Origin of the sequence: Flavobacterium cryoconiti (genome assembly GCF_048158645.1) — a bacterium.
GTDB classification, from domain to species: Bacteria; Bacteroidota; Bacteroidia; order Flavobacteriales; family Flavobacteriaceae; genus Flavobacterium; species Flavobacterium cryoconiti.
The window spans coordinates 368,401-386,615 of record NZ_JBLNKW010000001.1 but is presented as its reverse complement, the minus strand read 5'-3'; the positions used below and the strand labels follow the sequence as shown (position 1 = coordinate 386,615).

At 34.2% G+C, this 18,215-nt stretch carries 18 protein-coding genes; 9 read left to right on the top strand and 9 right to left on the bottom strand.

The genetic code is table 11. The annotated features are described in order from the left end of the window. Positions 1-38: 38 nt before the first annotated feature. The 6 genes from hemH (at position 39) to ACM55H_RS01600 (ending at position 5,814) form a co-directional block, all read left to right on the top strand. Complete coding sequence (gene hemH / locus ACM55H_RS01625; RefSeq protein ID WP_416834843.1) at positions 39-1,094, top strand: ferrochelatase; 1,056 nt, start codon at positions 39-41, stop codon at positions 1,092-1,094. Beyond that, positions 1,095-2,450, top strand: coding sequence for an MATE family efflux transporter (locus tag ACM55H_RS01620; RefSeq protein WP_416834842.1), 1,356 nt, complete (start codon positions 1,095-1,097; stop codon positions 2,448-2,450). Continuing rightward, positions 2,437-2,991 (top strand): CopD family protein, encoded by a 555-nt coding sequence (locus tag ACM55H_RS01615; protein ID WP_416834841.1) that lies wholly within the window; start codon positions 2,437-2,439, stop codon positions 2,989-2,991. Before ACM55H_RS01620 ends, ACM55H_RS01615 begins: the two co-directional genes overlap by 14 nt. A 58-nt stretch (positions 2,992-3,049) precedes the next feature. After that, the gene (locus ACM55H_RS01610; protein WP_416835090.1) at positions 3,050-4,465 is read left to right on the top strand and encodes a sensor histidine kinase; all 1,416 of its coding nucleotides are present in this window, start codon (positions 3,050-3,052) and stop codon (positions 4,463-4,465) included. Positions 4,466-4,475: 10 nt separating this feature from the next. Next, positions 4,476-5,258 carry an enoyl-CoA hydratase/isomerase family protein gene (locus tag ACM55H_RS01605; protein ID WP_416834840.1) on the top strand — a complete coding sequence of 261 codons (783 nt, stop codon included), beginning with the start codon at positions 4,476-4,478 and terminating at the stop codon, positions 5,256-5,258. A gap of 154 nt (positions 5,259-5,412) precedes the next feature. Further along, the gene (locus tag ACM55H_RS01600) at positions 5,413-5,814 is read left to right on the top strand and encodes a hypothetical protein (protein WP_416834838.1); all 402 of its coding nucleotides are present in this window, start codon (positions 5,413-5,415) and stop codon (positions 5,812-5,814) included. Positions 5,815-5,918: 104 nt separating this feature from the next. Here ACM55H_RS01600 and ACM55H_RS01595 read toward each other — a convergent pair whose 3' ends face one another. The 3 genes from ACM55H_RS01595 to ACM55H_RS01585 all read right to left on the bottom strand — a co-directional run bounded on the left by ACM55H_RS01595 (position 5,919) and on the right by ACM55H_RS01585 (position 8,450). Continuing rightward, positions 5,919-6,572, bottom strand: coding sequence for an HD domain-containing protein (locus tag ACM55H_RS01595; RefSeq protein WP_416834837.1), 654 nt, complete (start codon positions 6,570-6,572; stop codon positions 5,919-5,921). 146 nt (positions 6,573-6,718) lie between these two features. Next, positions 6,719-7,705 (bottom strand): acyl-ACP desaturase, encoded by a 987-nt coding sequence (locus tag ACM55H_RS01590; protein ID WP_416834836.1) that lies wholly within the window; start codon positions 7,703-7,705, stop codon positions 6,719-6,721. A gap of 10 nt (positions 7,706-7,715) precedes the next feature. Next, entirely contained in the window at positions 7,716-8,450 is a 735-nt protein-coding gene (locus tag ACM55H_RS01585) for a lysophospholipid acyltransferase family protein (RefSeq protein WP_416834835.1), read from the bottom strand. 125 nt (positions 8,451-8,575) lie between these two features. Here ACM55H_RS01585 and rnpA point away from each other — a divergent pair, with 125 nt between their 5' ends. From rnpA to ACM55H_RS01570, 3 genes are all read left to right on the top strand, one after another. Further along, complete coding sequence (gene rnpA / locus ACM55H_RS01580) at positions 8,576-9,001, top strand: ribonuclease P protein component (protein WP_416834834.1); 426 nt, start codon at positions 8,576-8,578, stop codon at positions 8,999-9,001. A gap of 103 nt (positions 9,002-9,104) precedes the next feature. Further along, a complete protein-coding gene (locus ACM55H_RS01575) occupies positions 9,105-10,742 on the top strand; it encodes a S41 family peptidase (RefSeq protein WP_416834833.1) in 1,638 nt (545 codons plus the stop codon). Further along, entirely contained in the window at positions 10,742-11,548 is an 807-nt protein-coding gene (locus tag ACM55H_RS01570; protein WP_416834832.1) for an OmpA family protein, read from the top strand. The genes ACM55H_RS01575 and ACM55H_RS01570 overlap by 1 nt, the downstream gene beginning before the upstream one ends. Here the strand turns inward: ACM55H_RS01570 and ACM55H_RS01565 are convergent, their stop codons facing one another. From ACM55H_RS01565 to ACM55H_RS01540, 6 genes are all read right to left on the bottom strand, one after another. Next, entirely contained in the window at positions 11,549-11,995 is a 447-nt protein-coding gene (locus tag ACM55H_RS01565) for a GNAT family N-acetyltransferase (protein WP_416834831.1), read from the bottom strand. Positions 11,996-12,042: 47 nt separating this feature from the next. Continuing rightward, complete coding sequence (locus ACM55H_RS01560; RefSeq protein WP_416834830.1) at positions 12,043-13,020, bottom strand: DUF4837 family protein; 978 nt, start codon at positions 13,018-13,020, stop codon at positions 12,043-12,045. Between the two features lie 48 nt (positions 13,021-13,068). Beyond that, positions 13,069-14,922, bottom strand: coding sequence for a LysM peptidoglycan-binding domain-containing protein (locus tag ACM55H_RS01555; protein WP_416834829.1), 1,854 nt, complete (start codon positions 14,920-14,922; stop codon positions 13,069-13,071). A gap of 295 nt (positions 14,923-15,217) precedes the next feature. Further along, positions 15,218-16,405: a phosphoglycerate kinase gene (locus ACM55H_RS01550; protein WP_416834828.1), complete on the bottom strand. Its 1,188-nt coding sequence runs from the start codon at positions 16,403-16,405 to the stop codon at positions 15,218-15,220. 179 nt (positions 16,406-16,584) lie between these two features. Next, positions 16,585-17,271, bottom strand: a complete 687-nt coding sequence (locus ACM55H_RS01545; RefSeq protein WP_416834827.1) for a pirin family protein — start codon at positions 17,269-17,271, stop codon at positions 16,585-16,587. Positions 17,272-17,360: 89 nt separating this feature from the next. Continuing rightward, positions 17,361-18,098 carry a dioxygenase family protein gene (locus tag ACM55H_RS01540; RefSeq protein ID WP_416834826.1) on the bottom strand — a complete coding sequence of 246 codons (738 nt, stop codon included), beginning with the start codon at positions 18,096-18,098 and terminating at the stop codon, positions 17,361-17,363. Positions 18,099-18,215: the final 117 nt, after the last annotated feature.

Here is an 18,215-nt window from a genome sequence, read left to right as displayed (position 1 = left end):
TAAGTTTATTTACTTTTGTACCAACAAAAAAAGATAACATGAAAGGTGTATTATTAGTTAATTTAGGTTCTCCGGAAAGTCCAACTCCTAAAGATGTAAAACCGTATTTAGATGAATTTTTAATGGACAAGTACGTAATTGACGTTCCGTTTTTGTTGCGAGCATTACTTGTTCGTGGAATAATTTTACAAACAAGACCAAAAAAATCAGCTGCCGCTTACGCAAAAATATGGTGGGATGAAGGTTCTCCGCTTGTGGTTATTTCCAAAAGAATGCACGCCAAAGTAAAACAATTAGTTGATGTTCCTGTTTCCTTAGCGATGCGTTATGGGAATCCATCTTTATTATCTGGTTTACAAGAACTGCACGATAAAGGCGTAAATGAAGTATTGCTTTTTCCATTGTACCCACAACATGCGATGGCATCTACGACTACCATTCTGGAATTAGCCGAAGACTTGCGTAAAAAGCACTTTCCGGAAATGAAATTTACCATAGTCCCTGCATTTTATAACAAACCGGACTATCTAAAAAACCTGGCTGATTCTATCAAAGGTCACTTAGAAGGTTTTGATTACGATCACTTACTATTCTCATACCACGGAATCCCGGAGCGTCACATTCGCAAGACGGATATCACCAAATCACATTGTAAAATTGACGGTTCTTGTTGCAACACGCCTTCACCGGCACATGAATTTTGTTACCGCCACCAATGTTATGAAACTACAAAACAAGTCGTAAAATTACTGGGAATCCCAGAAGGAAAATACAGCCAGACCTTTCAATCCCGATTGGCAGGAGACAAATGGTTGACGCCTTACACGGATGTAGAAGTGAATAAAATGCCCGAAAAAGGAATCAAAAAACTTGCCGTCGTAACACCCGCATTCGTGTCCGATTGTTTGGAGACTTTGGAAGAAATTGCCATGGAAGCCAATCATCAGTTTAAAGAACACGGAGGTGAAGATTTTTTAGCAATTCCTTGTTTGAATGACAGCGACGATTGGTGTAAAACCGTGAGTAACTGGATTACAAATTGGTCCAATGCATCTACGTCAGTCAAAGTTGACTCAGAAAAAATAAACGCTTAAATGGCTGTTACTGCCGATGAACTAGGAACACAAGACATCAAAAAACTCTTGATAAAACAAGCAGTTCCGTCCTCTATTGGAATTTTATTCATGTCAGTCAACATTTTGATTGACACTATTTTTGTTGGACAATGGATTGGTTCTTTAGCTATAGCGGCAGTAACGGTTGTATTGCCAATTACTTTCTTAATTTCATCATTGGGAATGGCAATTGGAGTTGGCGGAGGTTCAGTTCTTTCGAGAGCTTTGGGATCCAATCACAAAGAAAAAGCATTGTACACTTTTGGCAATCAAATCATGATGACGTTTTTATTATCATGCGTTTTTGTGCTTTTTGGCGTTTTTTTTAGTGATGAGATGTTGTTGCTTTTTGGCGCCAAGGGAGAAATAATGAAACCCGCCAAGGATTTTTTCTTCCCTATTATTCTTTCCGTTCCATTTTTGGCACTTTGCATGATGGGCAACAATATTATCCGAGCAGAAGGCAAAGCTAAATTTGCCATGATTGCCATGATTATTCCTGCTTTTGTAAATATTGCACTCGATATTCTTTTTATAAAAGTGATGAATTTAGGCATGTTTGGATCCGCATTGGCATCAGCAATATCCTATTTCATGTGTTTTACATTTGTACTATGGTTTTTTATTTTTAAAAGTGAATTAAATCTAAAAGCAAGACATTTTAAATTTAAAATTCCCATAGTAAAAGAAATCACAGAACTGAGTTTTGTGACTTTTTCGAGACAAGGTGTAGTCAGCATTTTGGCTATAATCCTGAATCATACTTTATACATTTATGGAGGCGAACAATCTATAGCAATCTATGGTATTGTAAGTAGAATGTTGATGTTTGCTTTGTTTCCAATACTTGGAATCACGCAAGGTTTCCTTCCCATTGCCGGATTTAACTATGGCGCAATGAATTATGAAAGAGTCAAGGAAAGTGTCTTGCTTTCCATAAAATATGCTGCTTTTTTAGCCACACTTATATTTGTTGTTATTCTGGTTTTTGCCAAACCAATAGTAGCCGTTTTTACCACAGATACACTCGTAATTGCCCAAACCCCCGAAGCTTTGCGTTGGGTTTTTGCAGCTTCACCCGTTATAGCAATTCAGTTAATTGGAGCGGCTTATTTTCAAGCGGCGGGAAAGGCAAAAAAAGCATTGCTTTTGACCTTAAGCAAACAAGGATTTTTCCTAATTCCGTTAGTGCTCATTCTACCAAATTTTTTAGGTATTTTTGGAGTGTGGATTGCATTCCCAATTGCTGATATTTTATCAACGATACTTACAGGATATTTTCTAAAAAAAGAAATGAATACAAAATTGATTCAAACTACTGATGGACTATTATAATTACCTTAAATCTTTACACCTCATCTTTGTAATCACATGGTTTGCAGGATTATTCTATATTGTTCGCTTGTTTGTTTACCAAATTGAAGCAGCACAAAAACCATCTCCAGAGAAAGAAATTCTTCAAAAACAATACAAAATAATGACCTATCGCCTGTGGTATATCATCACTTGGCCTTCGGCAGTTTTGGCGAGTATATTTGCTTTTTGGATGTTGTTATTTACTGATTTAGGTCATGCTTGGTTGCAAATGCCTTGGATGCAAGTAAAACTTGGCTTTGTATTTGTATTGTATTTATATCATGGTAAATGCCATCAAATATTCAAACAATTGCAGAACGACGAAATAAAATACACGACAAATTTCATGCGTTTATGGAATGAAGGGGCAACCATAATACTTTTTTCGGTGGTTTTTTTGGTTGTATTAAAAAATGCCGTGAACTGGATTTATGGTGTAATAGGAATTATTCTATTCTCTGTATTAATCATGCTTGGATTTAGATTTTACAAACGAATTCGGGAGCGAAATCAATCTTAATATGCTAAAAAACTTCAAAATATCGATGCTTTCTTTACGAATCAGGATTTTCCTTTCGATGATTGTATTGATAGTTATGGCATCTATATTATTGGCCTCAATTTCTATTATTCAATTTAAAAATGAAGCTAAAGAATACCATCAAGAACGTTTAGAACGCAAAGAAGATGCTATAAAAGAACATATCAATTATGTGCTTTCCACTACAACTTACCCTTTAACAACGAAGAATTTAGGCTTAATTTTCAAAGATAAAATTCACGAATTAGCGCAAATTCACAATATTGAAATTAACATATACAGTCTCGACGGAAAACTGTTGAAATCCTCAAAAGAATCATTTTCAGTAGACAAAGTATCTCCTCCAATACCAAAATACATTCTCAAGCTGGTTCGTTCTTCCATTGAAAAAAGATATGTTGATATTAAAACAATCAATGGAGTCAAAAATCGTTCGTCCTACAGCCAGATAAAAGACGACAAATTTAAACCACTTGGTATTTTAAATTTGCCTTATGTAGAAGATGACGGCTTTTATGAAAACGAATTAAACAGTTTTCTCATCCGCTTGGGACAAGTATATTCGTTTATGCTGATAGTTGCATTTGCATTAGCCTATTTCCTTTCGACTTATATCACTAAATCATTAAAAACAATTTCAGATAAGTTAAGCGAAACCAGTTTAAATCAAAAAAACGAAAAAATCGTATTAGAAGCCAGCAGCAAAGAAATTAATTTATTGATAAAAGCGTACAACGGAATGGTGGACGAATTAGAGAAAAGCGCCATAAAACTAGCCCAAAGCGAACGAGAAGAAGCTTGGCGCGAAATGGCAAAACAAGTTGCACATGAAATCAAGAATCCGCTTACGCCAATGCGACTGACAGTGCAGAGTTTTCAAAGAAAATTTGATCCTAATGATGCCGATGTAAAACAAAAAATGAAGGATTACTCCGAAACTTTGATACAACAAATCGATACAATGAGTGCCGTTGCATCGGCTTTTTCTAATTTTGCATCTATGCCGGCACAACAAAACGAAACCTTGAATGTGGTGGAGGTTGTGGAACTTGCCATGGATATTTTCAACGAAGAATATATTGAATTCCAAAGTGATTCTCCTGAAATTATTTCGAAAATTGACCGAACACAACTCATTCGAATCATCACGAATTTAGCAAAAAACGCCATCCAGTCCATTCCTGAAAATCAGGAAAAAAAATCAATACTTGTTACTATAAAAAAAGTATCCGACAATGTTTTGATTACTGTTGCCGATAATGGAATAGGAATTCAACCTAAAGACATCAGCCGCATATTCGAACCTAAATTCACCACCAAAAGTAGCGGAATGGGACTTGGTCTTGGTATTATTAAAAACATTATCGAAAATTATAAAGGAACGATTACCTTTGATACTGAATTTGGAAAAGGAACCACTTTCACGGTTTCACTTCCAATAATTAACTCCTAAAATTACAATCATGAATTACTCAACTATTTTAATTACAACAGAGAATAATACTGCAACGATTACCGTTAATCGCCCTACAAAACTAAATGCCTTAAATAAAGCTACCATTACTGATTTGTATAAGGCATTCAAAACATTGGGAAAAAACAATGAAATTCGTGCTATTATTCTAACTGGAAGTGGTGAAAAAGCGTTTGTTGCAGGAGCTGATATTGCTGAATTTGCTAATTTTTCTATTGAAGAAGGAATGCAATTAGCTGCTGAAGGACAAGAAAAATTATTTGATTTTATAGAAAATCTCAAAACTCCGGTAATCGCAGCAATCAATGGTTTTGCATTGGGTGGTGGATTAGAACTTGCTATGGCGTGTCATTTCAGAGTCGCTTCGGAAAATGCAAAAATGGGCTTGCCTGAAGTTTCCCTTGGACTTATTCCTGGCTATGGCGGAACGCAACGGTTACCACAATTGATAGGAAAAGGACGTGCCATGGAAATGATCATGACCGCAGGAATGGTAACTGCTCAAGATGCTTACAGAACTGGATTGGTAAATCACGTCGTACCTGAAGCAGAACTTTTAGATTACTGTAGCAGTCTTGCACAAAGAATAATAAAAAACTCCCCTTACGCAATTGGTAAAGCTATAAAAGCAATCAATGCCAATTTCAAAGAAGGCAAAAATGGCTATGAAACTGAAATTAAAGCTTTTGGAAAATGTTTTGGGACTACGGATTTTAAAGAAGGAACAACGGCATTTCTAGAGAAAAGAAAAGCAGTGTTTACAGGAAAATAGTAACAAAAGAGAGCCAAAATGGCTCTCTTTGCATTTGACACCAATGTGAAATCATTTATAATAATCTTTCTTCAAAAAATGGATTGTTTGATTTACAAAACTTAATTTTGCAAACCCGTTTCGGAATATAATCCACCATCAAAAAATTCAACATATGTCCTTCCAACCAGTATTTGCTCAATTTTGGGAAAAAGTAAAAGAAAGTATCGAAAACCATACCTACGCCAAACTAACGCTTGCCAAAACTATTGGTGATACAGAACTGAAAAATATTTATGTGCGTCCCGTTTTGAACGATGACGTTTTTAGTCTTTCGGTTACGGCGCGGTATAAAACCGAAGAAGTAGAAAGTTTCCACACACTCGATGAAGCTTTTATTATATTGGCTCCGTATATGAATAACCCATTTTTAACGGCTTTGTTGTTTACAACGGAGAATGATATCACCTTTAAACTCAATAAAAAAAGAGTGGGAAGCATTATTGAGCAAGCGCCAACTTTTAAAAATGCTTCGGATGTAATTATAGAAATGAAATCCAAAGGGATTTCGATTTAAGATATTTGATTAATCCCGAAGCTATCGGGACTGATTTTTGATTTAAAAACCAGCAATCGAAAAAACATCTAAAATTTAAAATCGTTAATCCGTAATCAAAAATCCTATTTCTCCCCTTCCCATTCCGCATAAAACTGCGAAATGAAACCTTCCATATAGCGGTGTCTTTCCTTTGCAATTTGTTTTCCGGTTTCGGTATTCATTTTATCTTTTAGGAGCAATAACTTTTCATAAAAATGATTGATTGTCGGAGAATCACTGTTCTTATATTCTTCCTTTGTCATCCTAGTGTTTGGTGCTATTTTAGGATCATAGAGCGTTCTATTTTTAAATCCGCCATAATTGAATGCTCTTGCAATTCCAATGGCGCCAATAGCGTCTAATCGATCCGCATCCTGAACAACATCCAATTCAATTGAAGAGAATTTCTTTTCGAAATTGCCTCCTTTATAAGAAATGTTAGCAATAATATTCACCACATGAACAATAATCTCTTCGGAAACATTTTCTGATTCCAGGAATTCACGGGCTATTTTAGGGCCAATAGTTTCATCTCCATCATGGAATTTACTGTCAGCAATATCATGAAGCAAGGCGCCAAGTTGCACAACTGTGGTGTCACAAGCTTCGTTTTTAGAAATCAAAATAGCATTTCTATACACTCTTTCTATATGAAACCAATCGTGTCCACCTTCGGCATTTTCTAATTTTGTTTTTACAAAAAGAATTGTTTTACTAATTAAATCGGGGTTATTCATCGTTATGTTTTGTAAAAAAAATGTTGATTTTTTAAGTTCGAAAACTTCAAAAATCAACATTTGTTAATCAATTTTAAAACTTTATTGCAATTACAATGTCAAATATCAAATCTTGATACTTAATACTAAAATCTCAATACTTCAAATTACAATCTCGCTGGTTCTACCCATTTGAAAATATGTGACTCTTGTGGAATCACTAATCTTTCGGATATTTTTGCCATTCTGCCCGGTAATTTCATCAAATAATCACGCGCTTTCTCTGCTTCATCAGTCAAACCGGTAATTTTATCAATTTCCCATTTGTCAATTAATTTTTGCATAATATCTACATAATCTGCTGCTGTATAAACGCCAATTCTTTGTGCCGAATCAGAAAACTGTTCGAAAGCAGTGCTTATTTTTTCACCTGATTCTCTCAAGAAATGCGCTGGCATAACGATTTTTGCTTTCATCATATATTGAAAAGCAAGCATCATTTCGCTAGGATCTACCTGAAAAATACGGTTTACAAATTCGCTGTAGGCATGATGATGACGCATTTCGTCACCAGCAATCATTTTGCACATTTTAGACAATTTGTTATCTCCATATTTCTTAGCCATTTGTGCTACTCTGTTGTGAGAAACATAAGTTGCCAACTCTTGAAAACTGGTATATACAAAGTTTTTATATGGATCTCTTCCGGTTCCAATATCAAAACCATCGTTGATAAGGTGTTGCGTTGTCATTTCTACTTCGCGCATGTTGACACGACCAGACAAATACAAATATTTACTCAGTAAATCACCGTGACGATTTTCCTCTCCAGTCCACTGTCTGATCCATTTAGACCAACCGTTTCGCTCTACATTATCAATACCGTCTACGTCCATTAACCAGGATTCGTATGTAGGTAATGCTTCCTCAGTAATAGTATCCCCTACTAAAGTCACCCAGAAATCATATGGTAATTCTTTTGCAATTTCACGTAATTCTTTGACCTCATCAAAAAAAGTATCACTTTGAGAATTAGGCAAAAAATCTGTTGGTTGCCATATTTTTTCTACTGGAATTAGATACTGATCGACAAAGCTATCTACGTTTTTTTCTAAAAACTGCATTACTTCTAATCGAATGTTTTTTATTGACATTATATATAAATTAAATTTTTATTCCTTGAACAACTGCTGTTTCTGTTTTTTCCATCAATTCAGCAAAACTATATTCTTTAACCGCTAATGGTTTGTGTACTACAAAGGTAAGATGATTTCCTAAACCTAAAGGGAAAAATCCGTATTTAACCATTTTCCAAGAATTGTTTATGCTTATTGGAACCACGTATGCCGATGGCGCATATTTACACAAAATTTTAAGTCCGCTTTGAGCAAACTCCTTCGGTTTCCCTGTTTTACTTCTTGTTCCTTCCGGAAAAATAACTGCCGTACGGTTGTATTTTTCTATATATTCCGACAATCCTTTAATGGCTGGAATGGCTTGTTTAGGATCTTTTCTATCAATAAGAACAGAACCACCATGACGTAAATTAAAAGATACGCTTGGAATGCCGCTGCCCAGTTCTTTCTTACTGACAAATTTACAATGAAATCGTCGAAAAAACCAAATCATCGCAATAATATCGTACATACTTTGATGATTGGAGACAAAAATCAAAGGAACATTTTTAGGAATACTTTCTATATTTTCAAATTTATAGGTTGTTCCTAAAAGATTCGTACATTTTAATAAGAAAAAATTCAGGTAATCAACACTTTTTTTATGGGCTTGATAGCCAAAAACATGGAAGCAAACCCACTGAATTGGGTGAAAAATAACCAAGGTAAGACCAAAACATAAATAATAAATTATGGATATGGGATACGAAATTAGTTTTTGCATGCTTTAAAAATTTGCCACAAAAGTAAGAAATATATTTTTAGCCCGATTTAAATCGGAAACAATATACAGGCTCAACGTTTAATTGTAACTTTGTCAGTCAAAATCAATGTACTTTTTCTATTAAAATGAACTTCACTTACCCAAAAAACGAAAAGCTAAAAAGTAAAATTACCATTGGATTATTGTTTTCTGAAGGGAAATCAGTTTCTAAATATCCATTGCGATTGGTTTATTATTCAGGCGCTTTGGGTAACCCGGAAAAATCAGATGAAATAATTAAAATGGGCGTTTCGGTTTCTAAAAAACACTTTAAGAAAGCTGTTGACCGCAACTATTTCAAACGGGTGTTGCGCGAAACCTATCGTCTCAACAAGCATTTATTAATTGATAATCTGGACCAGCCTCACGCTTTTATGTTTTTTTACCAAAGCAAGGACCGATTGAGTTATGAAGAAATCAATACCAAAACTATTCAATTGTTTGAGAAGTTTATTGCTCAAAACAATAAAAAACCTTTACCAGAAAGCGATACAACTTTAGAAAATAAATAATTCTTATTTTACTAAATACCGTAGAATTGCGTTTACACTTTATCCCGTATAATTATTGGTGATTTATTCTTAATTTAGTAATCTCAAATTTAGTCCAAAAGCCATGAATTCTTTTTTCCAAAAAAAAATCATAATTCCTATTGTCGCATCGGCATTTCTATATGTTGGCGTGAGTTTCAAAGACGATTTTTTTGAAATCGCCAAACAAATAGAGATTTTCACCACCCTTTTCAAGGAATTGAACAAAAACTATGTCGATGAAACCAATCCTGGTGACTTAATGGACAAAGCCATCAAAGGCATGTTAGCCAGTTTAGATCCGTACACTGTTTATTTTAATGAGCAAGATGTGGTTAGTTTTAAAATAAACAATACTGGAGAATATACTGGAATAGGCGCTTTATTAACTAGAAAAGACGGCAAACTCATCGTAAAAGAGCAATACAAAAACTTTCCGGCAGATAAAGCGGGACTTAAAGCAGGTGATGAAATCACTCAAGTTGGAGATATTCTTTTATCTGATTTTAAAGATGATGCATCAGAATTATTCAAAGGATCAAAAAATACTAAAATTGACATCAAATATATCCGTCAGGGAAAACCCTACACTACCCAAATTGTTCGTGATGAAGTGGAAATAAAATCGGTTCCTTTCTTTGGTAAAATAGATGCCGAAACCGGTTATATTGTTTTATCCCATTTCAACAACAAGGCTTCTGTAGAAACCAAAATGGCATTGGAACAATTAAAAAACGAAGGTGCTAAGAGAATTGTTTTAGACTTAAGAGGCAATCCTGGAGGACTTTTAAACGAAGCCGTAAATATTTGCAACCTTTTTGTTCCAAAAAATGAAATTATAGTCACTACAAAATCAAAGATTGAAAAATACAACAATACCTATAAAACGACTAAAGAACCCGTTGACACTGAAATTCCTTTGATCATTATTGTAAATGGAAAAAGTGCTTCGGCTTCAGAAATTGTTTCGGGAGCTTTGCAGGATTTAGATCGTGCTGTGGTTTTGGGAAGCAGAAGTTTTGGAAAAGGATTGGTGCAAAGACCGGTTGATTTAACGTACGGAACCCAACTAAAAGTGACCATTTCTCGCTATTATACACCTTCTGGCAGATGCATTCAAGCTTTGGATTATGCCCATAAAGACAAAAATGGTTTGGCTATAAAAACCGAAGAGAAGAATTACAATGCTTTTAAAACCCGAAAAGGAAGAACGGTTTATGACGGTGGAGGAATTCAGCCGGACGTGGAACTTGAAGAAACAAAACTGAGTCCAATTACAAATGCATTGGTGAAAAATGATGGGATTTTTAATTATGTGACGAGTTATTATTACAAAAACCCAACTTTAGGCAATACCATACCAACGATTTCTGATGCGGACTACTTAGACTTTAAACAGTTTTTAAAAGCACAAAAATTCTCTTTTGACACGGATACGGAATTAGCATTGAAAAACACTTTGGCTGTAGCCAAAAAAGAAAAAATAGACGGATCAATCACTGCTGAATACCAACAATTGCTTTCCGCTTTACAAAAAAGCGAAGATGTATTATTGGATAAAAATCAAAAAGAAATCAAGAATTTAATTTTAGAAGAAATCATTAAACGCTACCAATATCAAGAAGGTTTGTATCAATATTACATAAAAAATAATTCGGAAATTAAGAAAGCCGTCAGTATTTTGAACAATACCCCAGAATACAAATCTATTTTAAAATTGTAATGAAAAACTATTTTAAAATTGTTCTTTTTTTATTTTTCGGATACCTTTCAGCTCAAGAGAAACCAGTACAAACTGTCTATTTTGATTTTGACAAACATGCCCTTGATGATCAACAGATTAAAACCATAATCGATTTTGCAAAAAAATCAGATACTACACAAATTGAATCGATTCAAATTTATGGCTATTGTGACGACAGAGGTGACAATGATTATAACTATGAATTATCAAAAAATCGTGTAAAAACAGTTCAGGATATCCTTACTGCAAACGGTTTCAGCAAAAATAAAATTGTAATTATCGAAGGGAAGGGACGCGTTATTTTGAGCAAAGAGAACGAAGAAAACATAACCGAAATACGTTCTAAAAACAGGCGTGTCGATTTATTTATTGTTGCCAAAAATAGTTTTGGAAACGGCATTTACAATTCGTTTCAGGACAAGCATAAAGTTGGCGATCGCATTTATCTAGAAAACATCTTCTTTGCATTAGGAAGCAGTGCCTTGCCATTAGCATCTAAAAACGAACTAGACAAAATTGCAGTAATTCTCCAAAAAAATCAAAAGTTGGAATTTGAAATTAGAGGTCACGTATGCTGTACCCCAAGTTATTATGAGGATGCAATAGATGAAGCTACCCATGAAAGAAAACTTTCGCTGAATCGTGCCCGAAACGTCTATAGATACCTAATATCAAAAAAAATTAATCCGCAACGAATGTCTTACAAAGGTTGCGGAAATAGATTTCCTTTAGGAAAAGGCGATGCGCTGGATCGAAGAGTTGAGTTTCTTATTTTGAAAATATAATTATACTTTCTGCATCTCTATATGCGGAATATCATCTTCTAAATACATTTCGCTGGTTTGAACAAAACCTTGGCTTTCGTAGAATTTTTTTAAATATAATTGGGCTCCAATGGTAATTTTGCTTTCGCCAAAATGAGACAAAATCCCTGCAATAGCTTCACGCATTAAGTCATGTCCCCATTTCCTGTCGCGGTAATTTGCAGCAACGGTTACTCTTCCAATAGAAGCATTATCAAAACTGATTCCTGATTTGAAAAGTCGGGCATGAGCCACAATTGCACCTTCAAATTCTCCAAAGAGATGCAACGCGACTTTGTCTTTACCGTCAAGATCAAGGTAAACACAGTTTTGTTCTACTACAAAGATCTCGCTTCTTAGTTTGAGTATATCATATAGTTCATGTACCGTAAGCGCCTCAAAAGGCTTTATTTTCCATTCTAATGCCATGGATTATTTCTTTTTAATATTAATTTTTAATTTAAAGTAATTAGACATTACCTTTTTTCAATTGCAACTGATTTTATGATAGATTCCAATTCATGCATCAGGTCTCGTTTTTCCTTTGACGGTGCATAACAAAAACCTTCCAAAACCAAAATTCTACTGTATTCCTTGTCTATAATCGCATAATTGATAAATGGACCCGCCATAAAATCATTTTTTAATTCCCAAGTCCCTTTGGTCTCATAAGCATCTTTTCCGTCAAGAGTAATCTTTGAAAGATAGGGCGCATAGGCTTCTTCAGTAATCATATTCGTTTTGGGTTCTGTCCCGCTAATATATAAATTACCTATTGAATCCCGCATTTTTATAATATTGGAAATCAGATTTGGATTTTTTTTGATGTAATTTAAAGGAACCTGATAAATCAACAAACTTGTATTTCCGCCGTTGATTTCCTTTTTCAACCACATAAAATTACTTTTGTGAAGTACATATGTATAACCGGTAGGAATCTTTATGGAGATATGAAATTTATTGTCAATTACTTGTGGATTCAGTAATGATTGGTTGTTAATTTTCTGGCTTTCGGCAATTTCCGTCTGCTTGATTAATTGAATCATTTGTGGTGCATTTTTTTCCAGACTGGCTATAATATCGGCACCGGTCTTTCCTGAAATATGAAACACATTTTGAGGTGATGCGTATTGATTTTTCTTTATTTCAAATTTATTTTGCGGTTCTTTCTTTACCACAATAATTGCTCGGGTATCAGTCATGAAACCTTCCAGAAGCTTAACCGGATATTGATTTATGGTAAAAAGCGGCTCTTCCTGTGGTAATCCAATGACGGGTGATGCAAACTTATTTCGAATGCTGTCCCCTATTTCACCATTCCACAACTGATCATCAATAATAACTGAAATAGTATTGATTTTTCCAGTCGTTTTACGATGCAAATCATCATTCTTCTTTGCACAAGAAAAAAAGAACAGGGAAACAAGAAGCAATAAAAAATGGGTTTTATTCATTATAATTTAATTCTGAAATAAAACCCAAATTTATAGAAGTTTGTCGGATTATCCGTTTATTTTTAACTTCATTCCGGGTTTAATACCTTCACCGCGAATATCGTTCCATTTTTTAATATCTGAAATAGTTACTCCAGGATATTTTTTGGCAATACTAAATAAGGAGTCGCCTTTTTTTACATAATACTCTGCAGCCTCTTTTTTAGAAACTGAAGCTATATTTTTTTTCTTGAAAGAACTAAACGAAGCTTTATCAGTAGTAATTGCAATTTCGTTTTTGGCAACAATCAAAGTAGCTCCTAGAGCAATATTATGGTCTGATAAATTATTCCATTGTTGTAAATCCGTTAAAGTTGCTCCAAACTTTTTAGCGATATTCCCTAGATTATCCCCTTTTTGAACGACATATTCTATGTCTTTTCGTTCTGGATTAGAAGCCAATTCTTCTTCTTTATTAACTTTAACCTCAGAAGTTGCTACTCTTTGATTTTCCGAAACAGTTTCTAAAGGAACTGTTTCCTCTTTTGGTTCTTTCTTAACCGTTCTTACAATACTTTGTTCAGTAATGATTTTTAAACTTTTACCATATGGAACTGAATTGCTTCGGAGTTTGTTCCATTTCTTCAAATCAGAAACGGCAACATCATATTTATCAGCAATTTCACTCAGATTATCTCCGCGTCGCACTTTGTAATAGGCTGTTTTAGGGAGTTTTATTTGTTGCAAAGCATAATTAACTGTATCTCTTTTAAAAATAGGTTTTGTAACCTGAAACGGTTTTTCCCTAAGATTTAATTCGTGTTCAGCGTAAGCATAAATTCGGTCTTCATTTGAAACAAAAACAGCTATTTTTTCCTGTGGTAATCTCAAGAAATGATTTTCATCATGATAAAACGGAATCACATTTAGCTTATACGATGGATTTAATAACTGCAATTGTGCCATTGGAACATCCAGCAAATCAGATATTTGTTTGAATGTCATTTGCTTTTTAATCAGAATTGTATCCGTAGCAAAATGCTTAATTATCGCTCTATCCGGTTTGATACCGTGGGCTGTATGGTATTCATAAATGTACATTGTTGCCAAAAAAGCAGGCACATATCCTTGCGTTTCTTTTGGGAGATTTTTTCTAATGTTCCAATAATTTTGTTGACCACCAGAGCGTCTGATTGCTTTAGAAACATTTCCTGGTCCAGAATTATAAGAAGCTAAAACCAAATCCCAATCGCCAAATATCTTGTACATATTAGACATGTATTGTGCTGCGGATTCAGAAGCTTTCAGAGCATCGCTTCGTTCATCAATATAGGAATCAATTTTCAAACCATATTGCTTTCCGGTTTGATACATAAATTGCCAAAGTCCTGTAGCGCCAACTCTTGAAACTGCTTTTGGGTTTAAAGCGGATTCTACAACTGCTAAATATTTTATTTCTAAAGGAACATTTTGTTTGGCAAGTGCTTCTTCAAAAAGCGGGAAATAATACTCCGAAATCGCCATCAATCGTTCAAAAGATTTCTTTCTGTATTTTAGGAATGATTTGATGATATTTTCCAGACCTTGATTATACTCAATATTGAAAGGTGATTTTGCATCCATCGCCGCCAGTCTTTCTTTCAAAAGTGCTGTAGGCAATTCATAATCCACTTTTTCGTCAATATTGATATTTTTTATATCGTCGGTTATATTGTTGTATAAATCTAAATTAGTCAATTCTTTCATCCACAAGCTATCAACACAAGTTGCCATGTCATCTTTCACGAAGGTTTTCTTGATAGAATCTAAATAGGATAATTTTGGTTCTATTTTTACAATGTCTTTATTTTCAACAAGTTCTTGTGAAAAAACCGTTACTGACAACAATAGAAAAAACGATAGGGTGGTATTTTTTATATTCATATTTTTATGATCAATGACCTATATTACAAATGATTACAAATCTAATTTTTACAAACTTAATAGGTTGAAACTAAAAATTTCTTTAAATATTGTTAAAAATGCAACATTTCGTTCAATTATGAAGAATTTTCCTTGATTCTATTGTAAAAACTTCTTTTAAAATACAATTCATCAAATTTTAAAACTAAAAAAACCTTAGCGACAAATAGTTCTTCGCTAAGGTTTCTTATTATTATAATTAGGTTTTTTTTAATCTGGATTACAGTTTAAAATCAAACCATTTTGAATCAATCAATTAGTCCAGTATCGCTGCAATTCCTGGCAATACTCTTCCTTCAAGCATTTCAAGCATAGCACCTCCACCAGTTGAAACATAACTCATTTTGTCTTCTAGTCCAAATTGTTTTACAGCTGCTACTGAATCTCCTCCACCTACAAGTGAGAAAGCTCCGTTTGCAGTTGATTCAGCAATGAAGTTACCAAGAGCAATTGTTCCGTTAGCAAAACTTTCCATTTCAAAAACGCCTAATGGACCATTCCAAAGAATAGTTTTAGAATCCATAATTACTTTTTTGAAGTTTTCCAATGATTTTGGTCCAGCATCAAGTCCTTGCCATCCATCAGGAATTGCTTCTACATCAACAATTTGAGTATCGGCAGTATTTGAAAATGCATTTGCTGCAACAACATCAACCGGAATGTGAATTTGTACTCCTTTTTCTTTAGCCAATCTCAAGATTTCCAATGCCAATTCTTGTTTGTCATCTTCACAAATAGAATCTCCAATTTTACCTCCTAATGCTTTCACAAAAGTAAATGTCATTCCACCACCAATAATCATGTGGTCTACTTTATCCAAAATATTCTCGATAACCGTAATTTTAGAAGAAACTTTAGATCCACCAAGAACTGCTGTTACTGGTTTTTCACTGTTTTTCAAAACTTTGTTCAAGCTTTCGATTTCTTTAGCCAATAATAATCCGAAGCATTTTTCAGTTGGGAAGAACTGAGCAATAATTGTAGTCGAAGCGTGTGCTCTGTGTGCTGTTCCAAAAGCATCATTTACATAAATATCACCAAGTGACGCTAATTCTTTTGCAAAAGCAACATCTCCAGCTTCTTCTTCGCTATGAAAACGTAAATTTTCCAATAATAAAACTTCTCCAGCTTGTAATTTTTCAGCAGCAGTTGTAGCTTCCACACCAACACAGTTTGAAGCAAACTGAACGGGCACTCCTAACACTTCTGAGGTTGTTTTTAGTATGTGTTTCAAAGAATATTTTTCTTCAACACCTGATGGTCTGCCTAAATGTGACATCAAAATAACACTTCCGCCTTGAGCAAGAATAGCATCAATTGTAGGTTTTGCCGCTTCGATACGAGTCGCATCTGTTACGTTGAAATTTTCGTCCAAAGGCACATTAAAATCAACACGTATTATTGCTTTCTTATTTTTAAAATTAAAATCGTTTAAAGTTTTCATTAAGTATATTTTTAGTTTGTTTTTTTTGAAAGAATAACAAATATAGAACTTTTCAGGAACTAAAAAATAAGAATAGTTTGAAAATTAGGGAAATCCACTAACGAAAACGTTGTAATAATCTAAAATTACTTATTTTTTGGAATTGATTTTAAAGAGCATTCGTCTCTAAAATGGTTACTTTATGGAATTTCCAAAACGATAAGGAGCGCATTTTCGGATAGCGCTTCCCATTCTAAATAGTCAATTCCGGATAAACTTAATCCGTCTTTTGATTCTAACAACCGATTTTCGATTTCAAAAGCACCGTTAATTACAAAAATAAAAACACCGTTCGAATTGTTTTTTAGCGAATAAAACCCCTCTTTTCTTGCGTCATACATTCCTATAAAACCAAATGCATTTGAAATTTCGAATAAAGGAATTAATTGATTTTTATTGGTTAAACCAAAATCAAACTGTTGAAAATTGCTTTCGAAATCTTGACTTTTGGCATTGAATCCTATTTGTAAATAACTGACATTTTCTTCCTCGTAAGAATTAGTAAGCTCAAAAGACATTCTTTTTTTGGTAGAAACAATTCGGATTTGTTCTACTCCTATAAAACTCTCATTCCCCAAACTGTCTTTGTAATCTACTCCGCCAAACAGCGGTAAAATAAGCACTGCAGCATTGGCTTCCAAAACCGTTTTCGTCGAATGTTGAGGCGCCAGTATTTCTTCATTTAAAACGTGTAAGGAACCAAATGGTTTTCTACTTTCTTCGAAATAACTTCCAAAATTGAATGTAGAAAAACAGTTGTGTCCTTTTGATTCCAACTGTCCTCTCGATTCAGATTTGAATATTTGTGCAGGATTTTGTTGTATCATAAAATGGCTTTTGCAATTAAAAAATAAACCTGCAAAACTGAACATTTTACAGGTTTTCGGTATTTTTTTCTTTACTAATTCAAAAAAAATTAACCCGCAACATTTATGGTATGTTCCAAGACAAATCCTTCCGCAATGCTTCCAGTAATCGTTGACAATTCATTGGCCACGCCATCTGAAAACACATTATCACTGGCATTATAAGTATAACCATTCATTCCTTTAGAATATCCATTAGCTGTGGAGGCATTTACCAATACAACGGCACTATTTGAACCTTCAGGAAATGCAATTTGAGTAACCAATAACGAGGTTCCCGAGGCATTATAAACATGGACATGAATGTGTGTTGCTCTACCACTATACCATCCCGGAAAAATAGATTTGAAACTAACTATTCCATCGGCATTTGTAGTTTGTCTTCCTCTTAAAAAATGAACTGCCGTGAAATCTGCTGATTGCATTCCAGTTCCGCCATATTCGGAATAATAACCATCCTTATCACAATGCCAAATATCTACAATGGCACCCGCTAAGGCTGCACAACTAGCATTGGTGTTTTTTATCGCAACATTAATGGCAAATGCTACTCCAGTTCTATCGCTCACAATGTTAGTCGTTACAAGTGACGCAGGTGTTTTGGTAGGAAACGGTCCGGCAGTTTCTGATGAAGTGACAGTACAATTTCCTGATGTAGCAGTAGAACCTGTAGTTGTAGTTCCTGTTGAAGAAGTAGCATCATCACTGTTACAGGCCTTAATTATAGGAATGACCAAAGATCCTAATCCTAATAATCCCAATCCTTTTAAAAAATCTTTTCTTTCCATAGCAAATACCATTTTAATATTACAATGATAAAAGTATTTAAATGTAAATAAGTGCTAAAATTTATGAGGTAACCGAAAGATTTTATGAGGTAAACAAATAAAAATCAGACAAAATTT